Below are 24,387 nucleotides of genomic sequence, written 5' to 3'. Positions count from 1 at the left end.
CTTAGCTTTCCTGCAACCGTGACGGCGGCGCAGAATGATAGTGCGCATCTGCTTCAGCAAAGCGTTTTTGCATCGCCGCTGACGGCGCTTTACCCAGCAAACTGAACACCACAATTCCAATGCTACCAAAGATAAAGCCCGGAATAATTTCGTACAGACCCAGCCAGCCGAACTGTTTCCAGACGATAACCGTCAGCGCACCGATGATCATCCCCGCCAGCGCACCGTTGCGCGTCATGCGTGACCACATCACCGAGAACAGCACCACCGGACCAAACGCCGCGCCAAAGCCTGCCCACGCGTAGCTCACTAAGCCCAGTACGCGGTTTTCCGGGTTTGCCGCCAGCGCAATCGCCACCAGCGCCACCACCAGCACCATCACACGCCCTACCCACACCAGCTCTTTCTGGCTGGCATGTTTACGCAGAAACGCTTTGTATAAATCTTCGGTAATCGCACTGGAGCACACCAGCAACTGGCAACTTAAGGTTGACATCACCGCCGCCAGAATCGCCGACAACAAAATCCCGGCAATCCACGGGTTAAACAGAATTTGCGCCAGTTCGATAAACACGCGCTCGGCATTCTGATTTACCGCACCCGCCAAAGCCGGATGCTCATTAAAGTAAGCAATCCCAAAGAAGCCAACAGCCACCGCCCCTGCCAGGCAGAGGATCATCCAGGTCATACTGATACGACGCGCATGGACAATGCTGTGGTGAGAATCTGCTGCCATAAAACGCGCCAGAATGTGCGGCTGCCCGAAGTACCCCAGACCCCAGCCCATCAGCGAGATAATGGCGATAAAGTTCAGTCCTTTGAGCATATCGACGTTTTCAATGCTCTTTTGTTTGATCACTTCCAGCGAGTCGCCAAAGCCGCCAACGCTGATAATGACAATTACAGGCGTCAGGATCAGGGCAAAAATCATCAGGCTGGCCTGTACAGTGTCAGTCCAGCTCACCGCGAGGAAACCGCCAATAAAGGTGTAAAGGATCGTCGCCGCAGCTCCCGCCCACAGAGCCGTTTCGTAGCTCATGCCAAAGGTGCTTTCAAACAGGCGCGCGCCTGCCACAATGCCCGAAGCGCAATAAATGGTGAAGAACAGCAAAATAACCAGCGCGGAGATAATGCGCAAAATGCGGCTTTTGTCTTCAAAGCGCCCGGTGAAATAATCCGGCAGAGTTAAGGCGTTATTATTGTATTCGGTATGAACACGCAACCGCCCGGCCACCAGCTTCCAGTTGATCCACGCGCCTAATGTCAGGCCAATGGCGATCCAGCTTTCTGAAATCCCGGAAAGAAAGACTGCGCCCGGCAACCCCATTAACAGCCAGCCGCTCATATCCGACGCACCCGCCGATAATGCCGTCACGAATGGCCCAAGGCTACGACCGCCCAGAATATAGTCGTCAAAGTTTTTGGTTGATCGCCAGGCGATAAACCCAATCAATATCATGCCAAAGATATAGACACAAAATGTCACCAACATCGGTGTGCTAATAGCCATCTAAAGTCTCCAAAAATTATTATCGGCAATGTCGAAACTTGCCGTTATATCTGCCACCGGAACGGGGTAACAGAGTTTATGTTTTACCAGGGCGACCGTATCCTGCCGGAAGTGCTGGTTATTCACAATCGATTTAACACATCATTTACATCAAATTTTATTGCCCAGCGATACTATTTTTCATCAGGTTGCACTTCCTCACATTTTTCGCGGTTGCACCTTTCAAAAATGTTAACTGCCGCAGAGAAAAAGTCTGCATTACTTTTTTAATCCCTGTCATATCGATTTCTTTTATTAACATTTCATTCATTTTTAAGCTTGCTACGTAAGTCACATTTAACGTGGTTGCACAAAGTTGCAACATAATAGATATTTCACGATAACGTTAAGTTGCACTTTTCAGAACAACAGGAGTAATGGCATGGGAACCACCACCATGGGGGTTAAGCTGGACGACGCGACGCGTGAGCGTATTAAGTCTGCCGCGACACGTATCGATCGCACACCGCACTGGTTAATTAAGCAGGCGATTTTTTCTTATCTTGAACAACTGGAAAATAGCGATACCTTGCCGGAGCTGCCTGCACTGCTTTCTGGCGCAGCCAATGAGAGCGATGAAGCGCCGAATCCGGCAGAGGAACCACACCAGCCTTTCCTCGACTTTGCCGAGCAAATTTTGCCCCAGTCGGTTTCCCGCGCCGCTATCACCGCGGCCTATCGCCGTCCGGAAACTGAAGCGGTTTCTATGCTGTTGGAACAAGCTCGCCTGCCGCAGCCAGTTGCTGAACAGGCGCATAAACTGGCATATCAACTGGCCGATAAACTGCGTAATCAAAAAAATGCCAGTGGTCGCGCAGGTATGGTCCAGGGGTTATTGCAGGAGTTTTCGCTGTCATCGCAGGAAGGCGTGGCGCTGATGTGTCTGGCGGAAGCGTTGTTGCGTATTCCCGACAAAGCCACCCGTGATGCGTTAATTCGCGACAAAATCAGCAACGGTAACTGGCAGTCACACATTGGTCGTAGCCCGTCGTTGTTTGTTAATGCCGCCACCTGGGGGCTGCTGTTTACCGGCAAACTGGTTTCCACCCATAACGAAGCCAGCCTCTCCCGCTCGCTGAACCGCATTATCGGTAAGAGCGGTGAACCGCTGATCCGCAAAGGTGTGGATATGGCGATGCGCCTGATGGGCGAGCAGTTCGTCACGGGCGAAACCATCGCGGAAGCGTTAGCCAATGCCCGCAAGCTGGAAGAGAAAGGTTTCCGTTACTCTTACGATATGCTGGGCGAAGCGGCACTGACTGCCGCAGACGCACAAGCGTATATGGTTTCCTATCAGCAGGCGATTCACGCCATTGGTAAAGCGTCCAATGGTCGCGGCATCTATGAAGGTCCGGGCATTTCAATCAAACTGTCGGCGCTGCATCCGCGTTACAGCCGCGCCCAGTATGACCGGGTAATGGAAGAGCTTTACCCGCGTCTGAAATCACTCACCCTGCTGGCGCGTCAGTACGATATTGGTATTAACATCGATGCCGAAGAGGCCGATCGTCTGGAGATCTCCCTCGATCTGCTGGAAAAACTCTGTTTCGAGCCGGAACTGGCAGGCTGGAACGGCATCGGTTTTGTTATTCAGGCTTATCAAAAACGCTGCCCACTGGTGATTGATTACCTGGTTGATCTCGCCACCCGCAGCCGTCGCCGTCTGATGATTCGCCTGGTGAAAGGCGCATACTGGGATAGTGAAATCAAGCGTGCGCAGATGGACGGCCTTGAAGGTTATCCGGTTTATACCCGCAAGGTGTATACCGACGTTTCTTATCTCGCCTGTGCGAAAAAGCTGTTGGCGGTGCCGAATTTAATCTACCCGCAGTTCGCGACGCACAACGCCCATACGCTGGCGGCAATTTATCAACTGGCGGGTCAAAACTACTACCCGGGTCAGTACGAGTTCCAGTGCCTGCACGGTATGGGCGAGCCACTGTATGAGCAGGTCACCGGGAAAGTTGCCGACGGCAAACTTAACCGTCCGTGTCGTATTTATGCTCCGGTTGGCACACATGAAACGCTGTTGGCGTATCTGGTGCGCCGCCTGCTGGAAAACGGTGCTAACACCTCGTTTGTTAACCGTATTGCCGACACCTCTTTGCCACTGGATGAACTGGTCGCCGATCCGGTCACTGCGGTAGAAAAATTGGCGCAACAGGAAGGACAAACTGGATTACCGCATCCGAAAATTCCCCTGCCGCGCGATCTTTACGGTCACGGGCGCGACAACTCGGCAGGGCTGGATCTCGCTAACGAACACCGTCTGGCCTCGCTCTCTTCTGCCCTGCTCAATAGTGCACTGCAAAAATGGCAGGCCTTGCCAATGCTGGAACAACCGGTAGCGGCTGGTGAGATGTCGCCCGTTATTAACCCTGCGGAACCGAAAGATATTGTGGGCTATGTACGTGAAGCCACGCCGCGTGAAGTGGAACAGGCGCTGGAAAGTGCAGTTAATAACGCGCCAATTTGGTTTGCCACTCCTCCGGCTGAACGCGCGGCGATTTTGCATCGCGCTGCCGTGCTAATGGAAAGCCAGATGCAGCAACTGATTGGTATTCTGGTGCGTGAAGCCGGAAAAACCTTCAGCAACGCCATTGCCGAAGTGCGCGAAGCGGTCGATTTTCTCCACTACTACGCCGGACAGGTGCGGGATGATTTCGCTAACGAAACCCACCGTCCATTAGGGCCTGTAGTGTGTATCAGTCCGTGGAACTTCCCGCTGGCTATTTTCACCGGGCAGATTGCTGCCGCACTGGCGGCAGGTAACAGCGTACTGGCAAAACCGGCAGAACAAACGCCGCTGATTGCCGCGCAAGGGATCGCCATTTTGCTGGAAGCGGGTGTACCGCCAGGCGTAGTGCAATTGCTGCCAGGTCAGGGGGAAACCGTGGGCGCGCAACTGACGGGTGATGATCGCGTGCGCGGGGTGATGTTTACCGGTTCAACCGAAGTCGCTACGTTACTGCAACGCAATATCGCCAGCCGCCTGGACGCTCAGGGGCGCCCTATTCCGCTCATCGCTGAAACCGGCGGCATGAACGCGATGATTGTCGATTCCTCCGCCCTGACCGAACAAGTAGTAATAGATGTGCTGGCCTCGGCGTTCGACAGTGCGGGTCAGCGTTGTTCGGCACTGCGCGTGCTGTGCCTGCAAGATGAGATTGCCGACCACACGTTGAAAATGCTGCGCGGCGCAATGGCCGAGTGTCGAATGGGTAATCCTGGTCGCCTGACCACGGATATCGGTCCGGTGATTGATAGCGAAGCGAAAGGCAATATCGAGCGTCATATTCAGACCATGCGTAGCAAAGGCCGTCCGGTGTTCCAGGCGGTGCGGGAAAACAGCGAAGATGCCCGTGAATGGCAAAGCGGCACCTTTGTCGCCCCGACGCTTATCGAACTGGATGACTTTGCCGAATTGCAAAAAGAGGTCTTTGGTCCGGTGCTGCATGTGGTGCGTTATAACCGTAACCAGCTGCCGGAGCTGATCGAGCAGATTAACGCCTCCGGTTATGGTCTGACGCTCGGCGTCCATACGCGTATTGATGAAACCATTGCCCAGGTCACTGGCTCGGCCCATGTCGGCAACTTGTATGTTAACCGTAATATGGTTGGCGCGGTGGTTGGGGTGCAACCGTTCGGCGGCGAAGGGTTGTCCGGCACCGGGCCGAAAGCTGGCGGTCCGCTCTATCTCTACCGTCTGCTGGCGAATCGCCCGGAAAGTGCGCTGGCGGTGACGCTCGCGCGTCAGGATGCAGAGTATCCTGTCGATACGCAGTTGAAAACCGCATTGACTCAGCCGCTGAATGCACTGCGGGAATGGGCGGCAAACCGTCCAGAATTGCAGGCGTTATGTACGCAATATGGCGAGCTGGCGCAGGCAGGAACACAACGATTGCTGCCAGGGCCGACGGGTGAACGCAACACCTGGACGCTGCTGCCGCGTGAGCGCGTATTGTGTATCGCGGATGATGAACAGGATGCGCTGACTCAGCTTGCCGCCGTGCTGGCGGTGGGCAGCCAGGTGCTGTGGCCGGATGACGCGCTGCATCGTCAGTTAGTGAAGGCATTGCCATCGGCAGTCAGCGAACGTATTCAACTGGCGAAAGCGGAAAATATAACCGCTCAACCGTTTGATGCGGTGATCTTCCACGGTGATTCGGATCAGCTTCGCGCATTGTGTGAAGCAGTTGCCGCGCGGGATGGCGCAATTGTTTCGGTGCAGGGTTTTGCCCGTGGCGAAAGCAATATCCTTCTGGAACGGCTGTATATCGAGCGTTCGCTGAGTGTGAATACCGCTGCCGCTGGCGGTAACGCCAGCTTAATGACTATAGGTTAAACAGGTAGCCGGAGGATGTTGCAACCTCCTCCGGCATCATTAACGTGGTCGAATCCCCTCAATAATAATCCGCTGCACGTTTTCAACCGTTTGATTGAAAAATACCTCATCGCGCAACGTCGCGCCTGTCACCGCCTCCACCTGAGGGGCAAAATCGGCGTAATGTTGAGTGGAAGCCCAGATCATAAAAATCAAATGCTGCGGGTCAATCGGCGCGAGTTTGCCACTCTTGACCCAGCCTGCAATCAGCGCTGATTTCTCATCAATTAACGCCTTCAAATCGCCCGTCAGTTCATCCATTAACAGCGGCGCACCTGCCAGCATCTCCATACAGAACAGGCGCGAAGCCTGCGGATAATCGCGGGAGACTTCCAGCTTCAGACGAATGTACTCTTTGATCGCCGCCAGCGGGGCGAAATCTTCACGAAACGCCTTTAACGGCGCCAACCAGATATCGAGAATTTGCCGCAGCACGGCAATATACAGTGCCTCTTTCGACGGGAAGTAATACAGCAGATTGGTTTTAGAAACGCCCGCCAACTCTGCAATTTGCTCCAGCCTTGTGCCGTGAAAACCGAATTGCGAAAAAGTGTCCAGTGCCGCGCTAAGAATCGCTTTTTTCTTCGCGCTCACTGCGCGCGAACGTTTACCCGTTGTTTTCACTGCGCCTTGCGTCATGCGCTCTCCCCTCTTGTAGATTAGCAACAGGATAGCAAAACCCCCCGTCTGGCCTCGACCTTCTGCACTCTCATCGCGCACGAACGCATGTTTTATGTGCAACTGTTTTGACCGTTTAGTCCACTTTTTACCAGTCATTTTCAACAACCAAACATTAACACATTAATAACATTGAATTTTTAAAAACTGGCATCCGCTTTGCAAACAAGCCATTACGCGGCTGAAAAGGATATGCAGGATGCAGCGCCCCGTCTGACTTTCACGTTATTGTTTTTCTTTATTACCGGCGGACACGTCCCCAGTTATCTCGGTTCCAGCGCGGCTTTTGTTGGCGTGGTGATCGCCGCGACGGGCTTTAACGGTCAGGGCATTAACCCGAATATCAGCATCGCGCTGGGCGGTTTTACGTTGGGAGGGATCGGTACAGCAACTTTTGGCGCGATTTTACTCAATGCGTTGTTAAGCAGAAAGTTGGTTGACGTTCCACCGCCAGAAGTTGTTCATCAGGAGCCATAAACAGAAAACCGCCGGGATTACCCGGCGGTGCAGATTGTTGACAACGTACGCATTGTTCATGCCGGATGCGACGTAAACGCCTTATCCGGCCTACAAAACAGTGCAAATTCAATATATTGCAATCTTCTGGTAGGCCTGATAAGCATCAGGCAATCGTGCATTTGTCATCAGTATCAACCGCCGGGTAACCGGCGGTGATGGCTTTTTGACGAGTTACAGACAAAAATGCATTCGTCATTGATTAGCCCGGCTAGTTGTCGCTTTTGCCGTGACTGCTCTTGCCACCTTTTTTACCTGCTTCAGATGCGCGCTGCGGGTCATTTTTGAAATTACCCCCGCTGTGCTGTCCACCTTTTTTACCTGCTTCTGATGCTCTTTCGCGGTCTTCTGCAAAATTACCTGAACCGCCTCGATGGTTTGCCATTACTGACCTCCGTCTTGATGTAGACATCATATTGCATTGCATAAGATTAACGCGGCGTATGGCGGTGCCATATTTTCGCTACGTGGGACTAAGCTTAGTGAACTGACGCGGGTGGACCCGCGTTTGGTAATATCCTGCAACAGGTTCTGAGCGAGAATAGATATCATTTCCAATAATTATCCATAAGCCTCTCTTATGATTAAAAAAACGCTATGGGATAAAAATGTATCATTTTGCGACAAATTTACGCGCTTGTGAAAGTTGTTATAAATCAAATAAGTGGTTGTGAAATTTGCACTCTGAAAAGGACGTCTTATCTTTAAAAGAGTGGTAGCGAATCGCTACGGAATAGAGATAACACGAGGAGTGGTTAGAAATGGCTAAAGTTCTGGTGCTTTATTATTCCATGTACGGACATATCGAAACGATGGCGCGCGCAGTCGCTGAAGGCGCAAGCAAAGTCGATGGCGCAGAAGTTGTTGTTAAGCGTGTACCGGAAACCATGCAGCCGCAATTATTCGAAAAAGCAGGCGGTAAAACGCAAACTGCACCCGTTGCAACTCCGCAAGAACTGGCCGATTACGACGCCATTATTTTTGGTACGCCAACCCGCTTTGGCAATATGTCGGGCCAGATGCGTACCTTCCTGGATCAGACTGGTGGCCTGTGGGCTTCCGGCGCACTGTACGGAAAACTGGCGAGCGTCTTTAGCTCTACCGGTACTGGCGGTGGACAGGAACAGACTATCACTTCAACCTGGACGACCCTTGCTCATCACGGCATGATTATTGTCCCCATTGGCTACGCAGCGCAGGAATTATTTGACGTCTCGCAGGTTCGTGGCGGAACGCCATACGGCGCAACCACCATTGCAGGCGGTGACGGTTCACGCCAACCCAGCCAGGAAGAGTTGTCTATCGCACGTTATCAGGGGGAATATGTCGCTGGTCTGGCAGTTAAACTTAACGGCTAATCTTCAACAGGAGGATACGCATGCCAACTCAAGAAGCGAAAGCTCATCACGTGGGTGAATGGGCATCTCTGCGCAATACGTCGCCGGAAATAGCCGAGGCCATTTTCGAAGTCGCCGGGTACGACGAAAAAATGGCGGAAAAGATTTGGGAAGAAGGTAGCGATGAAGTGTTAGTCAAAGCCTTTGCTAAGACCGATAAAGATTCGCTTTTTTGGGGCGAACAGACCATCGAACGTAAAAACGTTTAATCAGTAACTCCCCCGCGTCTCGCGGGGGAGCTTTCAAATTGTAGACAACGTGCGCTTTGTTCATGCCGGATGCGGCGTGAACGCCTTATCCGGCCTACGCGATCGTGCAAATTCGATATAGTGCAATTCTCGGGTAGGCCTGATAAGCGTAGCGCATCAGGCAATCTCACGTTTGTCATCAATCTCATATTCCCCCGCTTCTCGCGGGGGAGCTTTCAAATTGTTGACAACGTGCGCTTTGTTCATGCCGGATGCGGCGTGAACGCCTTATCCGGCCTACGCGATCGTGCAAATTCGATATAGTGCAATTCTCGGGTAGGCCTGATAAGCGTAGCGCATCAGGCAATCTCACGTTTGTCATCAGTCTCATATTCCCCGCTTCTCGCGGGGGAGCTTTCTGTTATTTCACCGCTTCATTCAACACGCTATCAAACTTATCCATCGGGCAAAAACCGTTGGCATCTATCGGGCAGCCGATAAGTTCAAGCGTCACGCGTTGAGCCGGAGCCTGCAACGTTAACGCGTCGGCATTACGCAACTGTTCCGAACTCTGGTACACATACTCGATTTTCATCAGGTCGCGGTTGGCTTTGCTGTCATGCCAACGCTGGAAAACGATTTTGCCGCCAATCGGCGTGCGTTCGTTCTGGTCATGCAGTTGATACGGTTTGAAATCCAGCGCCGTTAACAGAGAGGCAATGTTTGAGTCGTGCCCAACCAGCACTGTGATTTTCGGCGCACTGGCACGATCGGTAACCAGGGCTTTGTCGATATAACTGACCAGCGGTTTCGCGACATTGCGCGCCACTTCCGGTGAAGTAAACAGGCTATCCTGGTAGCCGTTTTTCAGTTTCGACAACACTTTCCATTGTTGATCTGATTTGATCTCCCCCCAGGCCACCTGATCCATCGGGAAACCTTCGTAGTATTGCAGGGTGAACGCGTCCACCAGCGAGTTGCCCACTTTTAGCGGCCCGGAAACGCCTGGTTCTTGTTGATACTTCGCGCTAAAGGTATTTTTACCGTCCACCAACGAGCACTGCTGTTTCTCTTTGCAGGCAGGAGAATCTTTATAGTTAACGATTTTTTCCAGTAGCTGGTAGCTGTCGGTAAGCTGAAGTTTACTAAGCTCTTTTTCCATTGCCGCCACCGCCTGCTCACTGAATGCGGCGGAATCATCGGTGATCACCGGGTTAAAGGTTGGGTCCATAGTGCCCATTTTTTCCTGGTGATGAACAGGAATATCACACCCTGGGAATGCGCCGGTAATAAAGAACTGCGCAGTGGCGACAGTGCGTTGCAAACTATTGGCATAGGCATAAACGGTGTCCGGCGGCGGGCATTCACCCGTTTTCACTATTCCCTGCTCTGCCAGCCACTCACGCATGTAATGGCCCATATACACTTCCAGCACGCCGCCTTTGGTCGTGAGTTGTCCACCAGGAACATCCCACTCCGGCCATTTATTCGGCGTCGACTGCTCAAGCACACTGCCATTATTTGCCAATGGCGCACGTAAATTATGACGGCTCATGAGTAGCACTTGCTGTAGCTGATAGCCTTCCGGCATGATCTGTGCCTGCGCATTCGAAGAGAGTAAAACCATTCCAGCCACGGCCGCAGCGATTAGCGTTTTTTTCATTCCCATCACCTCTTTAGTTATCAATCAATTAAGAGTGTGACAGAAATATGGCATTTTTCCGGGAACAGGTTCGCAATTTAGCAGATGACGAGGCGGGAAACCGTCAGGCGATAACGGACAGTAGTCGCGCTATCGCCTGGTTTGTATCGTTAAACTAATACCTGAAACAGCAAGGCAAAAAGAATGATATTGGCAATGACAATGGCCCAACCGTTATAAAGCATATATTTCAGGTGAGTAGATTGTGCCAGCCCCATTTGACCGAACATATCCGATGAAGGGAAAGGCCCAAACCAGTCCACTTGCGATGAGGCTAATAATACTGCCGTTGTACCCTGTGGCGGCACTCCCGCAGCCATCAACATCGGACCAAATATTTTATGCGTGAAGGTCATCTGAGCAACAGCAGCACCTGGCACATGACCGATAATGTTAAAGGCAAAAATACAGAAGCAAAGCCATGCCGGAGATATCCCGGTTAACAGTGGTTGTGTGTATTCGAGCAATCCCTGATACGCCTGCAGGCTATCCATAAGCTCCAGAATCGGGTTATACAGCCAGTAGAGCAGAAACATCCACACCAGTCTGCCACACCCTTTATACAGGGCTTGCAGGATCCCGGTTGGGCTTAATCCCCCCACCAGCCCGGTGATCAACGCCACCAACAGCATAACGATAATGGCAAAACTAAAACCTGCTTTTATCACTACGCCAATAACCGCCATCACAATAATGGTTGCAGCAAATGCCAGGGCGCTGAGTTTGCGACGACGATCGCGGGCAGGATCCTCTTCTTCCTGAGTTTTCTCTGAGAGATCCACTTCGTAGTGTAATTTTCCTTCCGTCATCTTCTGAATTCGCCCGGCCATTATCCAGCCAGCAAATAACGTCACGGCGCTCATTGGCAGCCCGACGTACATCAGGTATTGCGGATAAGTCAGGCCGCCGAGTTGTAAAATCGTCACGGTACTGGGAGTAAATGGCCCGGTAAACAATCCCACTGACCCCGCCGTCATCATCAGTGCAGCCACTGTAGGCGGTGTCAGCCGTACTGCAGCCGCCACGGGAATAATCACCGCAACAATAATGGCATTACCGCCTGCCATAGTACCCAGCGCGCCACAGATAAGAATGGATGAGACAACGATGCCAAATTTGACCCGTGTCTGGCTGGAAAGCCCGATACGATGCACCACAAATTTGACCAGTTCAACGGCGGCTCCGGTACGTGTTGCCACTTCACCTACGCCTGCGCCAAGCATAATGATCAAACCAACAGTGGCGATAAACGATCCCGTCGATTTTGCCAGCATGGCCCCCATTTCAGGTAAGCCGGTGGAAGTCATTATCATCGCAATAATAATCGATGAAATAACCGCCAGAACAATATCGACGCCTATCAACGAGAGCACCGCTAACGCCACCAGTGGTGTAAAACCAAGCAGTCCGAGTTCATTACCTGGACGCCCCTGGCACCAGAACGCTATCAGTAAAAATGCAATCAATAACAAGCCAATAATGACATTCTTTTTGGTGATATTTTGTCTGGTTAGTAAACCACCAGCGAGCATTGAGTCACTCATATAACTCCTTAACCCCATCGAATCGACTTTCAATATCAGCCGATGTATTTGGACAGCTCAGAAAATATCCCCCCTCGTTATTATTGTTAGCAAAATGCACTGAGGGTTTGTCCGGGTACTACAGGTATTATTCTGAGTTCGTAATTAACCCCTTTAGGTGGGCAAATAACGCATTGTTACCAGAACAGACGTTACAGATTAAATTTATGTTAACTTGATGTTACCATGAAATGACTTTTTATCTATCGTCTATAACTCTGGGTTAACTCTTAATGAAACTGCGCCACCTGGAAATCTTCTATGCTGTGATGACATGCGGGACACTTTCACGGGCAGCGGAATCGCTGAATATTTCCCAACCGGCCGCCAGTAAAGCGTTAAAAAACGCTGAGCAAAAACTCGGTTTTCAGCTCTTTCAGCGAGTTCGTGGCAAGCTTCTTCCAACCAGCGAAGCGATCACACTTTTTGAAAAAGCGCAGTCGATTTATCACGAACTCGACAACCTGCGACTGCTGGCCGATAACCTGACGCGAGATCCGCGAGCCAGAATAGCCCTGGGATGCCTGCCAAGCCTGGGATTAAGTCTGGTGCCGGAAATAGTCACGGCGTTTTACCAGCAGAATGCGAATCTGGTCATGACACTGACGACAGAGCACACTGAAACGTTGGTTAAAAAGCTTGATCTGCGTGAGATTGATCTGGCCCTGACGCTACAGCCGATTCAACAGGGGGAAATTATGACGACGCTGATAGCCGAAGTTCCGCTGGTTTATATCGACCGGGACTATCGCCAGGGCGCAGTAGAAATAGACAAGATTGACCAACAACGCTGGATTTCTCCCGGCCCTCATTCCCTTTCCGATGCAATAGCTAAACGACGTGATTTTTTGACAACGCGCCTGAATGTCCAGACCTATTACATGGCCACGGAATTTGTAAAACGCGGAATGGGATGCAGTATTACCGATATTTTCTCTGCCCGTCATAACCTCCCGGCAGAGACGATTCACCCCATCGAACCCCCAATGAAAATAGACCTTTGTTTGCTACGCCGTGCCGACGTTTCACTTAGTCCTATTACACAAAAATTTGTCGATTTCCTCTGTCAGCAATTACGTCAGCAAGTGCGAGCCATTAACCTTGAGTTATACCCTGAAAATAAAAAGTCAATTGCTCCTCAGGTCTAAATGCTTTGACATAACCCCAACGCATTTATTAGCGGTGGATATCTCAGGTGATGAAAAAACGCATTGTAGTTATTGGCGGCGGGGTAATTGGTCTGGCAACAGCATGGGTGCTGGTAAAACAGGGCCATCAGGTGCAATTGCTAGAACGCAACAGCCAGGCAGGCGTCGCCACCAGTTTCGCTAATGGTGGGCAACTCAGTTATCGCTACGTTGCTCCTCTGGCGGATAAAGGCGTACCGATGCAGGGAATTAAATGGATGGGGAAAAGCGACTCCCCCCTCAATATGCGTTTGCGCATGTCATTTAGCCAGTGGCGCTGGTTGCTGGAATTTTTACTGGCCTGCAATAGCCGGACAAATAAACTCAATGGCGACCATATTTTACGCTTATCACTGTTAAGCCGTCAGGTCATGGAAGAGTGGCTGCTGGAAGATAATCTTGATGATTTTCACTGGCGCCGTTCTGGCAAACTGATTATTCATCGCCGCCCGCAAGATTTAGCCAAAGCAGCAAAAGGTATTAATCCGCAATTTCAACAGGCTTTATCACGCGAAGAGTGCGTTCATCTTGAACCAGCACTAAAACATATTGGTCATTCATTGTGTGGCGGTATTTACTCCCCCGGCGATGAAACGGCGGACTGCTATAAGTTCTGCCAGGCATTACTTGCCAAACTTAATGCCAGCGCAAATTTTTCGCTACAAACCGATTGTGAAGTTTTGCAGTTGAATAAAAAAGGCGAGCGCATTGATTCCATCACCACCAGCACAGGAACATTGGTTGCGGATGATTATGTCGTTGCCGCGGGTAATGGCAGTAAGCATTTACTTGCCGAAACCGGGACTCACTTACCGCTCTGCGGTCTGAAAGGTTACAGTCTGACGCTCCCCTTCCCACAAGAAATGGGGATCGCACCGCAAATCAGTGTCACCGACTATGGTCATAAAATTGTCTATGCCCGCCTCGGTGAGCGGTTGCGTATCGCCGCCATGGTCGATATTGGCTATGACGGAAATGAATTGCGCCCTGAACGAATCAATGCCTTAAAGCAGATCGTAGCTAACAGTTTTCCGCAACTGCAAGGCATCGATGATGCTGAATTATGGACAGGTATGCGTCCATCCACCCCTGCGGGTCCGCCACTATTAGGACGGGCGAAGTATCAAAATCTGTGGATGAATCTTGGTCAGGGCAGTCTGGGCTTTACGCTGGCGGCGGGTAGTGCCGTGGTGTTAAGCGCACTGCTGTCGGGCGAAGATCCCGCAATTTCCCTTGATGGACTGACATGGAGCCAATCAGCTTGAATATCAAACGTAATAACCCACAACCTCGTCTTGCCGCCAGTGTGGAATATGGCAATCTTGTATTTCTCTCTGGTCAGACACCGAAGAGCAATACTCCTGACATCGCGCAACAAACGCGCGAAGTGCTGGAGAAAATCGACGCATTACTTGCTGAAGCGGGCAGTGATAAATTTCATCTTTTGTCCGCTCAGGTATGGCTGAAAGATATCAGCCGCGATTTTGCCGATTTCAACGACGTATGGGTTAACTGGATGCCAGAAGGATATAGCCCGGCACGTGCTGCCGTGCAGGCTGAGATGGCCCGCCCGGAGATTCTGGTTGAAGTGATGATCACTGCGGTAAAAGCAGGATAATTCACCATTTTCCGCCCCCTGACAACGTCGTCATGGGGCATCTATGAAGGTTAAACGTCCCCTCTTTTACCTGCCAAAATTCAGGCTGAAAATATCATTTTTAGTTATGTTTTTATCACTGGCCTACGATTTTTTCTGATTTCCCCTACACTTAACTCTGATACCTTGTCAGGGGTTTCCCTTTGTCTGTATTGATTTACGCGAGATAACGCTATGGAATTAAAGGATTATTACGCCATCATGGGCGTGAAACCGACGGACGATCTCAAGACAATCAAGACCGCCTATCGTCGACTGGCCCGCAAATACCATCCTGATGTCAGCAAAGAGCCCGATGCCGAAGCCCGCTTCAAAGAGGTCGCTGAAGCCTGGGAAGTGTTAAGTGATGAACAGCGTCGCGCTGAATATGATCAGATGTGGCAGCATCGCAACGATCCGCAATTCAACCGCCAGTTCCAGCATGGCGACGGTCAGAGTTTCAATGCCGAAGATTTTGACGATATCTTCTCGTCAATTTTCGGTCAACATGCCCGCCAGAGCCGTCAACGCCCCGCCACACGTGGCCACGATATTGAAATTGAAGTTGCGGTATTCCTGGAAGAAACGCTTACTGAGCACAAACGTACCATCAGCTATAACCTGCCGGTTTATAACGCCTTTGGCATGATCGAACAGGAAATCCCGAAAACGCTGAATGTGAAGATCCCGGCGGGCGTCGGCAATGGCCAACGTATCCGCCTGAAAGGCCAGGGGACGCCAGGCGAAAACGGTGGTCCAAATGGCGACCTGTGGCTGGTGATTCATATAGCTCCGCATCCGTTGTTTGATATTGTCGGTCAGGATCTGGAAATTGTGGTGCCGGTTAGCCCGTGGGAAGCGGCTCTGGGTAGCAAAGTCACTGTACCAACCCTGAAAGAAAGCATTTTGTTGACCATTCCGCCAGGCAGTCAGGCCGGGCAACGATTGCGCATTAAAGGCAAAGGTCTGGTAAGCAAAAAACAGACTGGTGACTTGTATGCTGTGCTGAAAATCGTCATGCCGCCAAAACCGGATGAAAATACTGCTGCGCTGTGGCAACAACTGGCAGACGCCCAGTCGTCTTTTGATCCACGTAAAGATTGGGGGAAAGCATAATGGCTCATGTTACGGTGACTTTTACCATTACCGAATTTTGCCTGCATACCGGCATTTCTGAAGAGGAGTTGAATGAAATTGTCGGTTTGGGGGTGGTTGAACCGAGAGAGATCCAGGAAACAACCTGGGTATTTGATGACCATGCCGCCATTGTGGTGCAACGCGCGGTACGTCTGCGTCAGGAACTGGCGCTGGACTGGCCTGGGATCGCGGTGGCGCTGACGTTAATGGATGATATTGCACATCTGAAACAGGAAAACCGTCTGTTACGCCAGCGGCTTTCCCGGTTTGTGGCTCACCCGTGAGTGTGGCCGCCGGATGCGATGCTGACGCGTCTTATCAGGCCTACAAAAATCACCGTTCCCGTAGGCCGGATAAGGCGTTCACGCCGCATTCGGCGGCGCTGCCATAATGTCTGATGCGACGCTTAACGCGTCTTATCAGGCCTACAAAGATCACCGTTCCCGTAGGCCGGATAAGGCGTTCACGCCGCATCCGGCGGCTGTGCCATAATGCCTGATGCGGCGCTTAACGCGTCTTATCAGACCTACCAATTGGCATTATCTCTATTGGTTATCGCAAGCAATAACTGGCTTAGTGCCGTGTAAAAACCAAAGCTGTCATACTGATGGCAACGCACAGCAAACTCTGGTAACCATTGCCGCAGCGACATCAGTGTTTTTTGCCGCAGATTGTCAACTTCCTGTGCAGGTACAATCCCCTCTCCCCGGGCAAAATGCAGATGACTTAACAACTCAAGAAAAATCGCCAGATGATCTGCCGGTTCGTTGAAATTGCCACTGGTGTCCATCCCTGCCTCAGCCAGTAAGCCTTTGATCACCTGTGGGTCCTGCTGATACGCCGATGCATACGGCAGTGCCGCCTGCTTGTCAGTCATCAAAAACAGGCCGCAAAAGTCGGCGGCCAGTTCCAGACGGGCGTCGTCACGTACTGTCAATGCAGCAATACTTTTCTCCAGCTCATTCACCGCCGCAGTCAGCGGCGGCTCTCGTTTCAGCAAAGAAAACCATTCAGCCATCTGTGCACTGGCGATTTGCGTCAGTTGTTCATCGTCCAGTTCACGGGAGAACAACTGCGCCAGCCAGGCGTAGATACAGGCATTCTGTTCCACCGTTAGTGAAGTCATGATTTCACCTGCGGTGCCGGAACATATTCGCACTGTGCCACCATCTCAATCGGACCGCTAAACGCCGTTACCTTCTCTATTGGACCGGTGAATTTTTCAATTTCCACGATGGTCGTATGTGAGCTGGTGGCCTGCGCAAGTTGCGAAGTCCCGATGTCGGGCGTAAGCACATTAGGGTTACCGTATTTACACAGCGCATTGAGCTCACCGCCTTTATCCGGATCATACCAGGCGCCTTCATGGATCCGGATCACGCCTGGTGCATAGAGATCAGAAACCACCGCGCCCACCAGAACCTGCCCCCGATCGTTAAAGACTCGCACCACATCACCGTTAGCAATCCCACGCGCACGGGCATCCTGCGGGCTGATATATACCGGCTCTTTACCCGCTACGCTGTAATGCTGACGCAGTGTTTCAGATTCACACAGTTGCGAGTGGACGCGATAATCGGGATGCACCGATTGCAGATGCAGTGGATACTTCTGCGAACCTGGTCCACCGTGGGAACGTTCAATTTTCTCAAACCACATTGGATGCCCCTGACAATCGTCATAGTGCATGTCGGCGATGGTTTGCGAGTAGATCTCAATCAACCCGCTCGGCGTCCCCAGCGGTTCGAGGTCAGGATCTTCTCGGAACGCCTGATGACGCACGAACATCTGCGGATGGTCATAGACCACGTATTCTTTACTGTTCCACAACTCATCAAAGGTCGGTAAATGGATGCCGAGTCCTTTGGCCTGCTGGAGCGCATCCTGCCAGATGCGCTTGAGCCAGCCCATCTCATCCAGCCCCTCAGTAAAGGCTTCCTCACGGTCAAAGCGTCGGCATAACTCGCGGAAAATATCAAAGTCGTTGCGCGCCTCAAATTGCGGCTGCACCACCTGTTTAGTGGTGATAAGCCCGTGGCTGGCATAGTCACCAAACTGGTCGAGATCGTTACGCTCAAACTGAGTAGTTGCGGGTAATACAATGTCGGAAAAGCGGCAACTGGAAGTCCACTGGTTATCAATGGAAATCACCGTCTCCAGCTTGCGCCAGCCTTCGATAATGCGGTTGATCTGCTGATGGCGGTGGAACGGATTGGTCCCGGCGAAAACACACATTTTCAGCGGCGGCAACTTAACTGTTTTGCCGTCCCAGTTGATCTCTTTCCCCGGTTCCAGAATGGCGTCGATATAACGGGCCGTTGGGATGGTGCTGCTGTAACCTTTGTAATCGTTGTTGTTATGAACGGGCGGAATTTTCGTGGCACCGGGAAAACCGCTCAGGATAATCCCTTTACGGCCTGGCACGCCTGAGCCGCTGCTGTGCCAACTAAAACCAAAACCGCCACCTGGCAGGCCAATCTGCCCGAGCATTGCCGCCAGCACCACAATCATCCATGACCACTGCTCGCCGTGCTGCATACGTTGGGCGCACCAGCCGGCCATAATTTGCGTTCTTGTGCCCGCCATTTTCCGCGCCAGCATGCGGATCGTTTCGGCGTCAATGCCGCACAGTTTTTCTGCCCAGACGGCATCCTTCGGCTGGCCGTCTTTCTCACCCAGCAAATACGGCAGAAATTGCTCGAAACCGACGCAATAATCAGCAATGAATTGTTTGTCGTACAGATTTTCGCTGTACAGGGTATGGGCCATCGCCAGTTGTAGCGGGACATCGGTTTGCGGGTTAACAATAATATGTTTAACGTGCTCACGCCCCAGATATTCATGCGTTGAACTGACCACCGGGTCGATGCTGATAACTTCGATTTCGCCCGCCGCCACCTTTTCTTTCAGTTGCTCGTAATATTCATAAACATCGTGAGACGGGCAGCGGAAATTAACCTGCTGATTCTTCACCAAATCGGTGCCCCACATGACGATGATTTTACTGTTTTGCAACACTAACGGCCAGGATGTTTGCTGTTCGTAAACTTCCATTGACCCCACCACCCGCGGCAGGATCACCTGCGCTGCTCCGGTGGAATAGTCACCGCCGGTACTCACTTTATTGCCATGTAGTGCGATGGCTTTCGACAGCATTCCCCCGGCGCTATGAAATTTACCGGATGATTGCCCGCCGCTGGCGGTCAGTAACGCACTGGGGCCATAGGTTTTTTGCACCCGTTCCAGTTCTTCATAGAACATGTCCAGGGCTTCATCCCAAGTGACGCGGACAAAACGGTTATCACCGCGCTGAGTGGTGTCACTCAGATGGCGCTTACGCAGCCAGTCGACTCGTACCATTGGGTAGCGAATACGCGCCGGATTGTGGACGTGATCCGGCAGCCCGGCGATAATTTTCGTCGGGTACTTATCCAGTTCGAACGGTTTCACCGCCACAAAGCGCCCGTCTTTCACCGTCGCGCGAATGGCGCCAAACCGCGAACCGGTCAGGATACCTTCTTTCGACGTAACAGCCTGCGCTGCGTTAACACGGCGTGGAGTTAACAGCGATGGCCCCAGCATTCCGGCCAGCGTTAAGCCACCAAGCTGGGTAAGAAAACGTCGACGTGATGCCTGAAAAATGTCTTTATTTTTCATTATTTTCCTTCCTTATCGCTGTGAGACTTCCCTGCGGTATCCGACGCATGCATTTGCAGATATTTCAGCATGGTGCGCTCTTCCCGTTTATCCAGGCTGGTAAAACCAATCATGCCGTTGATTTGGCCGATCCAACCGTTGGCGTCGTAATGGGTGGTTGCTGACGCGCCGTGGCACTGTTTACAGGCGCTGCTGTACAGCGTATCGCCATAGGCCCAGATTGGTTTGATGTCGTCGACCATATCGCCCTTCTTCAACCATGCGGTGGCCTGCATCTTACTCCACTCGGTTTTGGTGTCAGCAACGGTGGTTTTCTCCAGCATTTTCGCCTGCTGCTGGATATCGCCACGAATGGAAGCGACAAAAATCCGTTTGCCGGGTAACTCAGTCAGAACCCGTTGAGTTCCAGCGCTTTCCGTCCAACCGATGATAGCCACCTGTAACCAGTCGCCGTCACGTTTAAGCACTTTCACTTCAGAGGCTGGCAGCAGTGAACCCGTCGCTTCTTTATCATCCTTTGCTGCATAAAGCGGCTTTATATCTATAGAATAAAGGATGTCTTTATCATCTCTGGCGCTGGCGCGTAGTTCTTCGAACTGTTTACGCGAGCCGCTGCTCATGTCCGGCAGCTGATGGGCAATGCCTTTATGGCAGTCGATACAGGTCTGATTATCTTTCGCTGCGGCGGCCATTTGACGTGCGGCTTCCGGATGCTGCTTCGCATGATCCATCGCGTCGTAGTTATGGCAGGAACGGCAGGTCGCTGAATTGTTCTCTTTCATCCGCGCCCATTCGCGCTCGGCGAGTTCTGCGCGTTTAGCGTTGAATTTCTCAGGGGTATCGATGGAGTGACCAATAACGGTCTGATACACCTCATTACTCGCTTCCAGTTTCCGCTTCAGCATTCCCGGTAAATCTGACGGGACGTGGCAGTCATGACACTCGGCGCGTACGCCGGAAGCATTCTGGAAATGCGCCGACTTTTTATATTCTTCATACACCGGCGTCATACTGTGGCAACTGACGCAAAACTCAGTGCTGCTGGTGGCCTTGATCCCGAAGTGAGGTAACACAATCAAGGCAATACCGATCACGATCCCCATCAGCACCAGCGCTAACACCGACCAACGCGCACTTGGCCGACGCAGCGCACTCCATAGTCGTCTCATAATAACTCCTGTAAAAATATAATTTGGCAACTGTGATCTTAATAAGCAAATATGAATAGCGGCACTCGTCAGGATGAATGGCTTATGACAGCATATGAATGGATATGAACAGGAAGATCGGGAAAGCAGGGATGTCACACCATATTGTCATTGTTGAAGATGAGCCTGTGACGCAGGCACGTTTGCAAAGCTACTTCATCCAGGAAGGGTATCTCGTGTCGGTCACGGCAAGCGGCGACGGACTACGGGAAATTATGGAAAACCAGCCTGTTGATCTCATTTTGCTGGATATTAACCTGCCCGATGAAAACGGCTTAATGCTTACCCGAGCCCTGCGCGAACGCTCAACGGTGGGGATTATTCTGGTGACCGGGCGCAGCGATCCTATTGATCGAATTGTCGGGCTTGAGATGGGCGCCGATGATTATGTCATCAAACCGCTGGAGCTGCGTGAACTCGTGGTACGGGTAAAAAATCTGCTCTGGCGTATCGATCTGGCCCGTCAGGCCAACGCTCTCACTCAGGATAACTGCTATCGTTTTGCCGGGTATTGTCTGAATATCTCACGCCACACGTTGGATCAGGACGACCGACCTATCAAACTCACCCGCGCGGAATACGAAATGCTGGTGGCCTTTGTCACTAATCCTGGCGAGATCCTCAGCCGTGAACGACTGCTGCGTATGCTCTCCGCCCGGCGGGTAGAAAACCCCGATTTGCGCACCGTGGACGTATTGATCCGCCGTTTGCGTCATAAACTCAGCGCCAACCTGTTAGTTACGCAGCATGGCGAAGGGTATTTCTTAGCCGCTGATGTCTATTAATCCACCGATTCAGGTAATGTGGTGCACCAAGGATGATTTTCACTCTGGCCAAAAGATTGTGGATGGCGTTTGCCCTGATGGCATTGCTGACGCTGGTGAGTATCTTTGTAGGTTGGTATAACCTGCGCGTTTTAACCCAAAGCGCTCAGACCAACACTCTGGCCCTGATCCCAACCATGAATATGGCCCGTCAGTTGAGTGAGGCCAGTGCGTGGGAGCTCTTTACCGCCCAAAATCTGAACAACACGGATAGCGCAGAGATGTGGCAATCCCAGGGGAGGACGTTATCGGCGCAGAAGCTGAAAATTGACACCCTGTTGCAGGGTCTGCGCGAGAAAGGGTTTGAGACAATAGCCATTGAACGACAAGCCTATGAGATTGACCACTCGCTACGCCAGCAAGGTGATCTGGTCGGCCAGCGGCTGAAACTCCACGATCAACAGCAACAACTCAGCCAGCAAATCGTCGCCGCGGCCGGAGAAATCGCCAACATCGCGCAATCCCAGACCCATTACATTGCAATCGCCACCGCATCACCGCAGTCTGGCCCGCAAAGTGTGTTTGGCCACAATCATAACAGGTCGGCGGAGAGCGCCGTCGAACAGTGGGTTGCTGGCGATCGTGAGTACGTCAGGCAGATGCACGAAATGCGCTTTAGCGCTCTGCAAATACAGCATTTCGTTATGAAACTGGAGCTGGAGGAAAGTGAAAAAAATAAGAACAGGCTGCCTGTTCAATTGAAAAACGCCCTTAACAGGGTACAGCTTCAACAAAGGCGCATTAAGGCCCCACCGGTTCGCGCGCAGGCTGAAAAGGCACTGGAGACAGTACAACGATATGTCGAGTTACTGGCGCTCTACCAACGAGAAAAAGCACTCAATACTCACCTGCAGACGCTGACGCAAAATAATATTGTGCAGTTTGCACAGTTCAGCAACGAAGTTAATCAGTTGGTCGCAACCATTGAGCAGCGTAATCGGGCCGGACTTACACATCTGGAAAGCGCCAGTGAACATGTACGGTTTAACCTGTTACTGCTGGGCGTCGTTTCACTTTGCTCATTGATTCTGATCCTCTGGCGCGTGGTTTATCGCTCAGTCACGCGCCCTCTTGCCGAACAAACGCAGGCGCTGCAACGCTTGCTGGATGGTGATATCGACTCCCCTTTCCCGGAAACCGCTGGCGTGCGGGAACTGGATACCATCGGGCGGCTGATGGATGCTTTTCGCAGCAGTGTTCATGCGCTTAATCGCCACCGCGAACAACTGGCGGCGCAGGTCAAAGCGCGCACTGCCGAATTGCAGGAACTGGTGGTAGAACACCGCCTGGCACGGGCCGAAGCAGAAAAAGCCAGTCAGGCAAAATCGGCGTTTCTGGCAGCAATGAGCCATGAGATCCGCACTCCGCTGTACGGAATTCTCGGCACCGCGCAGTTGCTGGCAGATAACCCGGCGCTTCACGCCCAGCGTGATGATTTGCGGGCGATTACCGACTCTGGCGAATCATTGCTGACCATCCTCAACGATATTCTCGATTATTCAGCTATCGAAGCAGGTGGCAAGAATGTTTCGGTCAGCGATGAGCCCTTTGAACCGCGCCCACTGCTGGAAAGTACCCTGCAATTAATGAGCGGACGGGTTAAAGGTCGTCCGATTCGACTGGTAACGGCAATTGCCGACGATGTCCCAACCGCGTTAATGGGCGATCCGCGCCGTATTCGCCAGGTTATTACCAATTTGTTGAGTAATGCCCTGCGTTTCACCGATGAGGGGCAGATTATCCTGCGCAGCCGCATTGATGGCGAGCAATGGCTGGTCGAAGTGGAAGACAGCGGCTGTGGTATTGATCCCGCGAAACTGGCTGATATCTTTCAGCCATTTGTTCAGGTGAGCGGCAAGCGCGGCGGCAGTGGACTGGGACTGACTATCAGTACCAGTCTGGCTCAGGCGATGGGCGGCGAACTGACCGCCACCAGCAGGCCGGGAGTTGGAAGCTGTTTTGGCTTACGGTTACCGTTACGTGTTGCCACTGCGCCTGCACCAAAAATAGTCAATCAGGCGGTGCGTCTGGACTGTTTACGATTACTGTTGATTGAAGATAACCCGCTAACGCAGCGTATTACCATCGAGATACTTAACACCAGTGGCGCTCAGGTCGCAGCCGTAGGAAATGCCGCGCAGGCTTTAGAGACGCTGCAAAATAGTGAACCGTTTGCTGCCGCACTGGTGGATTTTGATCTGCCGGATATCGACGGCATTACACTTGCCCGGCAACTTTCGCTGCAATATCCGTCGCTGGTTTTGATTGGCTTTAGCGCCCATGTCATCGACGAAACGCTGAGCCAGCGTACCAGTTCGCTATTTCGCGGAATTATCCCTAAACCGGTGTCGCGTGAAGTGCTTGGTCAGTTACTGGCGCACTATCTGCACCTGCAAACACATAACCATCAACCACTGGATGTATCGCAGCTCAATGAAGATGCGCAGTTAATGGGGGTGGAGAAAATCCACGAATGGCTGACATTATTTAAACAACATGCCCTGCCCCTTCTCGATGAAATGGACACTGCCCGCGCCAGACACGACAGCGACAAAATCAAACGTGCCGCGCACCAGTTGAAAAGCAGCTGTGCCAGTCTGGGCATGCGCAGTGCCAGTCAGTTGTGCGGACAACTTGAGCTGGAACCATTAACCGCGGCCCTGCCGCGTGAAGAAATTACGCGTAGCATCGCGGCCCTGGAACAGTGGCTGAATAAGAAAGCCCCGAACCCGATGTGAATC

General features: G+C 52.0%; 19 protein-coding genes and 1 pseudogene. 11 read left to right on the top strand and 9 right to left on the bottom strand.

Annotated elements, in window-relative coordinates:
* Position 1: 1 nt before the first annotated feature.
* Both putP and AACS80_RS01870 read right to left on the bottom strand, forming a co-directional pair.
* Positions 2-1,510, bottom strand: a complete 1,509-nt coding sequence (putP, locus tag AACS80_RS01875; RefSeq protein ID WP_131162297.1) for a sodium/proline symporter PutP — start codon at positions 1,508-1,510, stop codon at positions 2-4.
* Between the two features lie 157 nt (positions 1,511-1,667).
* A complete protein-coding gene (locus tag AACS80_RS01870; RefSeq protein WP_138183638.1) occupies positions 1,668-1,874 on the bottom strand; it encodes a hypothetical protein in 207 nt (68 codons plus the stop codon).
* 57 nt (positions 1,875-1,931) lie between these two features.
* Here AACS80_RS01870 and putA point away from each other — a divergent pair, with 57 nt between their 5' ends.
* Positions 1,932-5,894, top strand: a complete 3,963-nt coding sequence (putA, locus tag AACS80_RS01865) for a trifunctional transcriptional regulator/proline dehydrogenase/L-glutamate gamma-semialdehyde dehydrogenase (RefSeq protein ID WP_135409597.1) — start codon at positions 1,932-1,934, stop codon at positions 5,892-5,894.
* 39 nt (positions 5,895-5,933) lie between these two features.
* Here the strand turns inward: putA and rutR are convergent, their stop codons facing one another.
* On the bottom strand, positions 5,934-6,572 hold the full coding sequence (rutR, locus tag AACS80_RS01860) for an HTH-type transcriptional regulator RutR (protein WP_000191701.1): 639 nt from the start codon (positions 6,570-6,572) through the stop codon (positions 5,934-5,936).
* A gap of 261 nt (positions 6,573-6,833) precedes the next feature.
* Between rutR and AACS80_RS01855 the strand changes: the two are divergent.
* Positions 6,834-7,088 (top strand): annotated as a pseudogene (locus AACS80_RS01855) (solute carrier family 23 protein); the annotation flags it as partial.
* 250 nt (positions 7,089-7,338) lie between these two features.
* Here AACS80_RS01855 and AACS80_RS01850 read toward each other — a convergent pair.
* Positions 7,339-7,512, bottom strand: a complete 174-nt coding sequence (locus AACS80_RS01850; RefSeq protein WP_001273658.1) for a general stress protein — start codon at positions 7,510-7,512, stop codon at positions 7,339-7,341.
* Between the two features lie 376 nt (positions 7,513-7,888).
* Here AACS80_RS01850 and wrbA point away from each other — a divergent pair, with 376 nt between their 5' ends.
* Both wrbA and AACS80_RS01840 read left to right on the top strand, forming a co-directional pair.
* Positions 7,889-8,485, top strand: a complete 597-nt coding sequence (gene wrbA / locus AACS80_RS01845; protein WP_001151441.1) for an NAD(P)H:quinone oxidoreductase — start codon at positions 7,889-7,891, stop codon at positions 8,483-8,485.
* A gap of 20 nt (positions 8,486-8,505) precedes the next feature.
* Entirely contained in the window at positions 8,506-8,733 is a 228-nt protein-coding gene (locus tag AACS80_RS01840) for a YccJ family protein (protein ID WP_001143120.1), read from the top strand.
* 400 nt (positions 8,734-9,133) lie between these two features.
* Here AACS80_RS01840 and agp read toward each other — a convergent pair whose 3' ends face one another.
* Positions 9,134-10,375 (bottom strand): bifunctional glucose-1-phosphatase/inositol phosphatase, encoded by a 1,242-nt coding sequence (gene agp / locus AACS80_RS01835; RefSeq protein WP_138183637.1) that lies wholly within the window; start codon positions 10,373-10,375, stop codon positions 9,134-9,136.
* Positions 10,376-10,524: 149 nt separating this feature from the next.
* Positions 10,525-11,958: a gluconate:proton symporter gene (locus tag AACS80_RS01830; RefSeq protein WP_130205434.1), complete on the bottom strand. Its 1,434-nt coding sequence runs from the start codon at positions 11,956-11,958 to the stop codon at positions 10,525-10,527.
* A 272-nt stretch (positions 11,959-12,230) separates the two neighbouring features.
* Between AACS80_RS01830 and AACS80_RS01825 the strand changes: the two genes are divergently transcribed.
* The 5 genes from AACS80_RS01825 to cbpM all read left to right on the top strand — a co-directional run bounded on the left by AACS80_RS01825 (position 12,231) and on the right by cbpM (position 16,241).
* Positions 12,231-13,145 carry a LysR family transcriptional regulator gene (locus AACS80_RS01825; RefSeq protein ID WP_138183636.1) on the top strand — a complete coding sequence of 305 codons (915 nt, stop codon included), beginning with the start codon at positions 12,231-12,233 and terminating at the stop codon, positions 13,143-13,145.
* A gap of 50 nt (positions 13,146-13,195) precedes the next feature.
* Positions 13,196-14,449, top strand: a complete 1,254-nt coding sequence (locus AACS80_RS01820) for a D-amino acid dehydrogenase (RefSeq protein ID WP_135409599.1) — start codon at positions 13,196-13,198, stop codon at positions 14,447-14,449.
* On the top strand, positions 14,446-14,802 hold the full coding sequence (locus tag AACS80_RS01815) for a RidA family protein (RefSeq protein WP_130260807.1): 357 nt from the start codon (positions 14,446-14,448) through the stop codon (positions 14,800-14,802). The genes AACS80_RS01820 and AACS80_RS01815 overlap by 4 nt, the downstream gene beginning before the upstream one ends.
* Positions 14,803-15,015: 213 nt before the next feature.
* Entirely contained in the window at positions 15,016-15,936 is a 921-nt protein-coding gene (gene cbpA, locus AACS80_RS01810) for a curved DNA-binding protein (RefSeq protein ID WP_130205426.1), read from the top strand.
* A complete protein-coding gene (gene cbpM / locus AACS80_RS01805; protein WP_130205424.1) occupies positions 15,936-16,241 on the top strand; it encodes a chaperone modulator CbpM in 306 nt (101 codons plus the stop codon). The genes cbpA and cbpM overlap by 1 nt, the downstream gene beginning before the upstream one ends.
* A 242-nt stretch (positions 16,242-16,483) precedes the next feature.
* Here the strand turns inward: cbpM and torD are convergent, their stop codons facing one another.
* The 3 genes from torD to torC are packed head-to-tail and all read right to left on the bottom strand — an operon-like array spanning position 16,484 to position 20,783.
* Positions 16,484-17,083, bottom strand: a complete 600-nt coding sequence (gene torD, locus AACS80_RS01800; protein WP_135409810.1) for a molecular chaperone TorD — start codon at positions 17,081-17,083, stop codon at positions 16,484-16,486.
* Positions 17,080-19,614 carry a trimethylamine-N-oxide reductase TorA gene (gene torA / locus AACS80_RS01795; RefSeq protein ID WP_138183635.1) on the bottom strand — a complete coding sequence of 845 codons (2,535 nt, stop codon included), beginning with the start codon at positions 19,612-19,614 and terminating at the stop codon, positions 17,080-17,082. Before torA ends, torD begins: the two co-directional genes overlap by 4 nt.
* On the bottom strand, positions 19,614-20,783 hold the full coding sequence (gene torC / locus AACS80_RS01790; RefSeq protein WP_130215817.1) for a pentaheme c-type cytochrome TorC: 1,170 nt from the start codon (positions 20,781-20,783) through the stop codon (positions 19,614-19,616). Before torC ends, torA begins: the two co-directional genes overlap by 1 nt.
* A 131-nt stretch (positions 20,784-20,914) precedes the next feature.
* Here torC and torR point away from each other — a divergent pair, with 131 nt between their 5' ends.
* Positions 20,915-21,607, top strand: a complete 693-nt coding sequence (gene torR / locus AACS80_RS01785; RefSeq protein ID WP_135409808.1) for a two-component system response regulator TorR — start codon at positions 20,915-20,917, stop codon at positions 21,605-21,607.
* Between the two features lie 32 nt (positions 21,608-21,639).
* Entirely contained in the window at positions 21,640-24,384 is a 2,745-nt protein-coding gene (torS, locus tag AACS80_RS01780) for a TMAO reductase system sensor histidine kinase/response regulator TorS (RefSeq protein ID WP_138183634.1), read from the top strand.
* Positions 24,385-24,387 lie beyond the last annotated feature (3 nt).

It is taken from the genome of Escherichia sp. E4385 (assembly GCF_963883145.1).
Classification (GTDB): domain Bacteria; phylum Pseudomonadota; class Gammaproteobacteria; order Enterobacterales; family Enterobacteriaceae; genus Escherichia.
This window is presented reverse-complemented; position numbering and strand designations above follow the sequence as displayed.

What these genes read in the sequence shown, in the direction of transcription:
- putP (WP_131162297.1), bottom strand. Translation starts at nt 1,510, where the DNA reads ATGGCTATTAGCACACCGATGTTGGTGACATTTTGTGTCTATATCTTT.
- AACS80_RS01870 (WP_138183638.1), bottom strand. Translation starts at nt 1,874, where the DNA reads ATGTTGCAACTTTGTGCAACCACGTTAAATGTGACTTACGTAGCAAGC.
- putA (WP_135409597.1), top strand. Translation starts at nt 1,932, where the DNA reads ATGGGAACCACCACCATGGGGGTTAAGCTGGACGACGCGACGCGTGAG.
- rutR (WP_000191701.1), bottom strand. Translation starts at nt 6,572, where the DNA reads ATGACGCAAGGCGCAGTGAAAACAACGGGTAAACGTTCGCGCGCAGTG.
- AACS80_RS01850 (WP_001273658.1), bottom strand. Translation starts at nt 7,512, where the DNA reads ATGGCAAACCATCGAGGCGGTTCAGGTAATTTTGCAGAAGACCGCGAA.
- wrbA (WP_001151441.1), top strand. Translation starts at nt 7,889, where the DNA reads ATGGCTAAAGTTCTGGTGCTTTATTATTCCATGTACGGACATATCGAA.
- AACS80_RS01840 (WP_001143120.1), top strand. Translation starts at nt 8,506, where the DNA reads ATGCCAACTCAAGAAGCGAAAGCTCATCACGTGGGTGAATGGGCATCT.
- agp (WP_138183637.1), bottom strand. Translation starts at nt 10,375, where the DNA reads ATGAAAAAAACGCTAATCGCTGCGGCCGTGGCTGGAATGGTTTTACTC.
- AACS80_RS01830 (WP_130205434.1), bottom strand. Translation starts at nt 11,958, where the DNA reads ATGAGTGACTCAATGCTCGCTGGTGGTTTACTAACCAGACAAAATATC.
- AACS80_RS01825 (WP_138183636.1), top strand. Translation starts at nt 12,231, where the DNA reads ATGAAACTGCGCCACCTGGAAATCTTCTATGCTGTGATGACATGCGGG.
- AACS80_RS01820 (WP_135409599.1), top strand. Translation starts at nt 13,196, where the DNA reads ATGAAAAAACGCATTGTAGTTATTGGCGGCGGGGTAATTGGTCTGGCA.
- cbpA (WP_130205426.1), top strand. Translation starts at nt 15,016, where the DNA reads ATGGAATTAAAGGATTATTACGCCATCATGGGCGTGAAACCGACGGAC.
- cbpM (WP_130205424.1), top strand. Translation starts at nt 15,936, where the DNA reads ATGGCTCATGTTACGGTGACTTTTACCATTACCGAATTTTGCCTGCAT.
- torD (WP_135409810.1), bottom strand. Translation starts at nt 17,083, where the DNA reads ATGACTTCACTAACGGTGGAACAGAATGCCTGTATCTACGCCTGGCTG.
- torA (WP_138183635.1), bottom strand. Translation starts at nt 19,614, where the DNA reads ATGAAAAATAAAGACATTTTTCAGGCATCACGTCGACGTTTTCTTACC.
- torC (WP_130215817.1), bottom strand. Translation starts at nt 20,783, where the DNA reads ATGAGACGACTATGGAGTGCGCTGCGTCGGCCAAGTGCGCGTTGGTCG.
- torR (WP_135409808.1), top strand. Translation starts at nt 20,915, where the DNA reads ATGTCACACCATATTGTCATTGTTGAAGATGAGCCTGTGACGCAGGCA.
- torS (WP_138183634.1), top strand. Translation starts at nt 21,640, where the DNA reads ATGATTTTCACTCTGGCCAAAAGATTGTGGATGGCGTTTGCCCTGATG.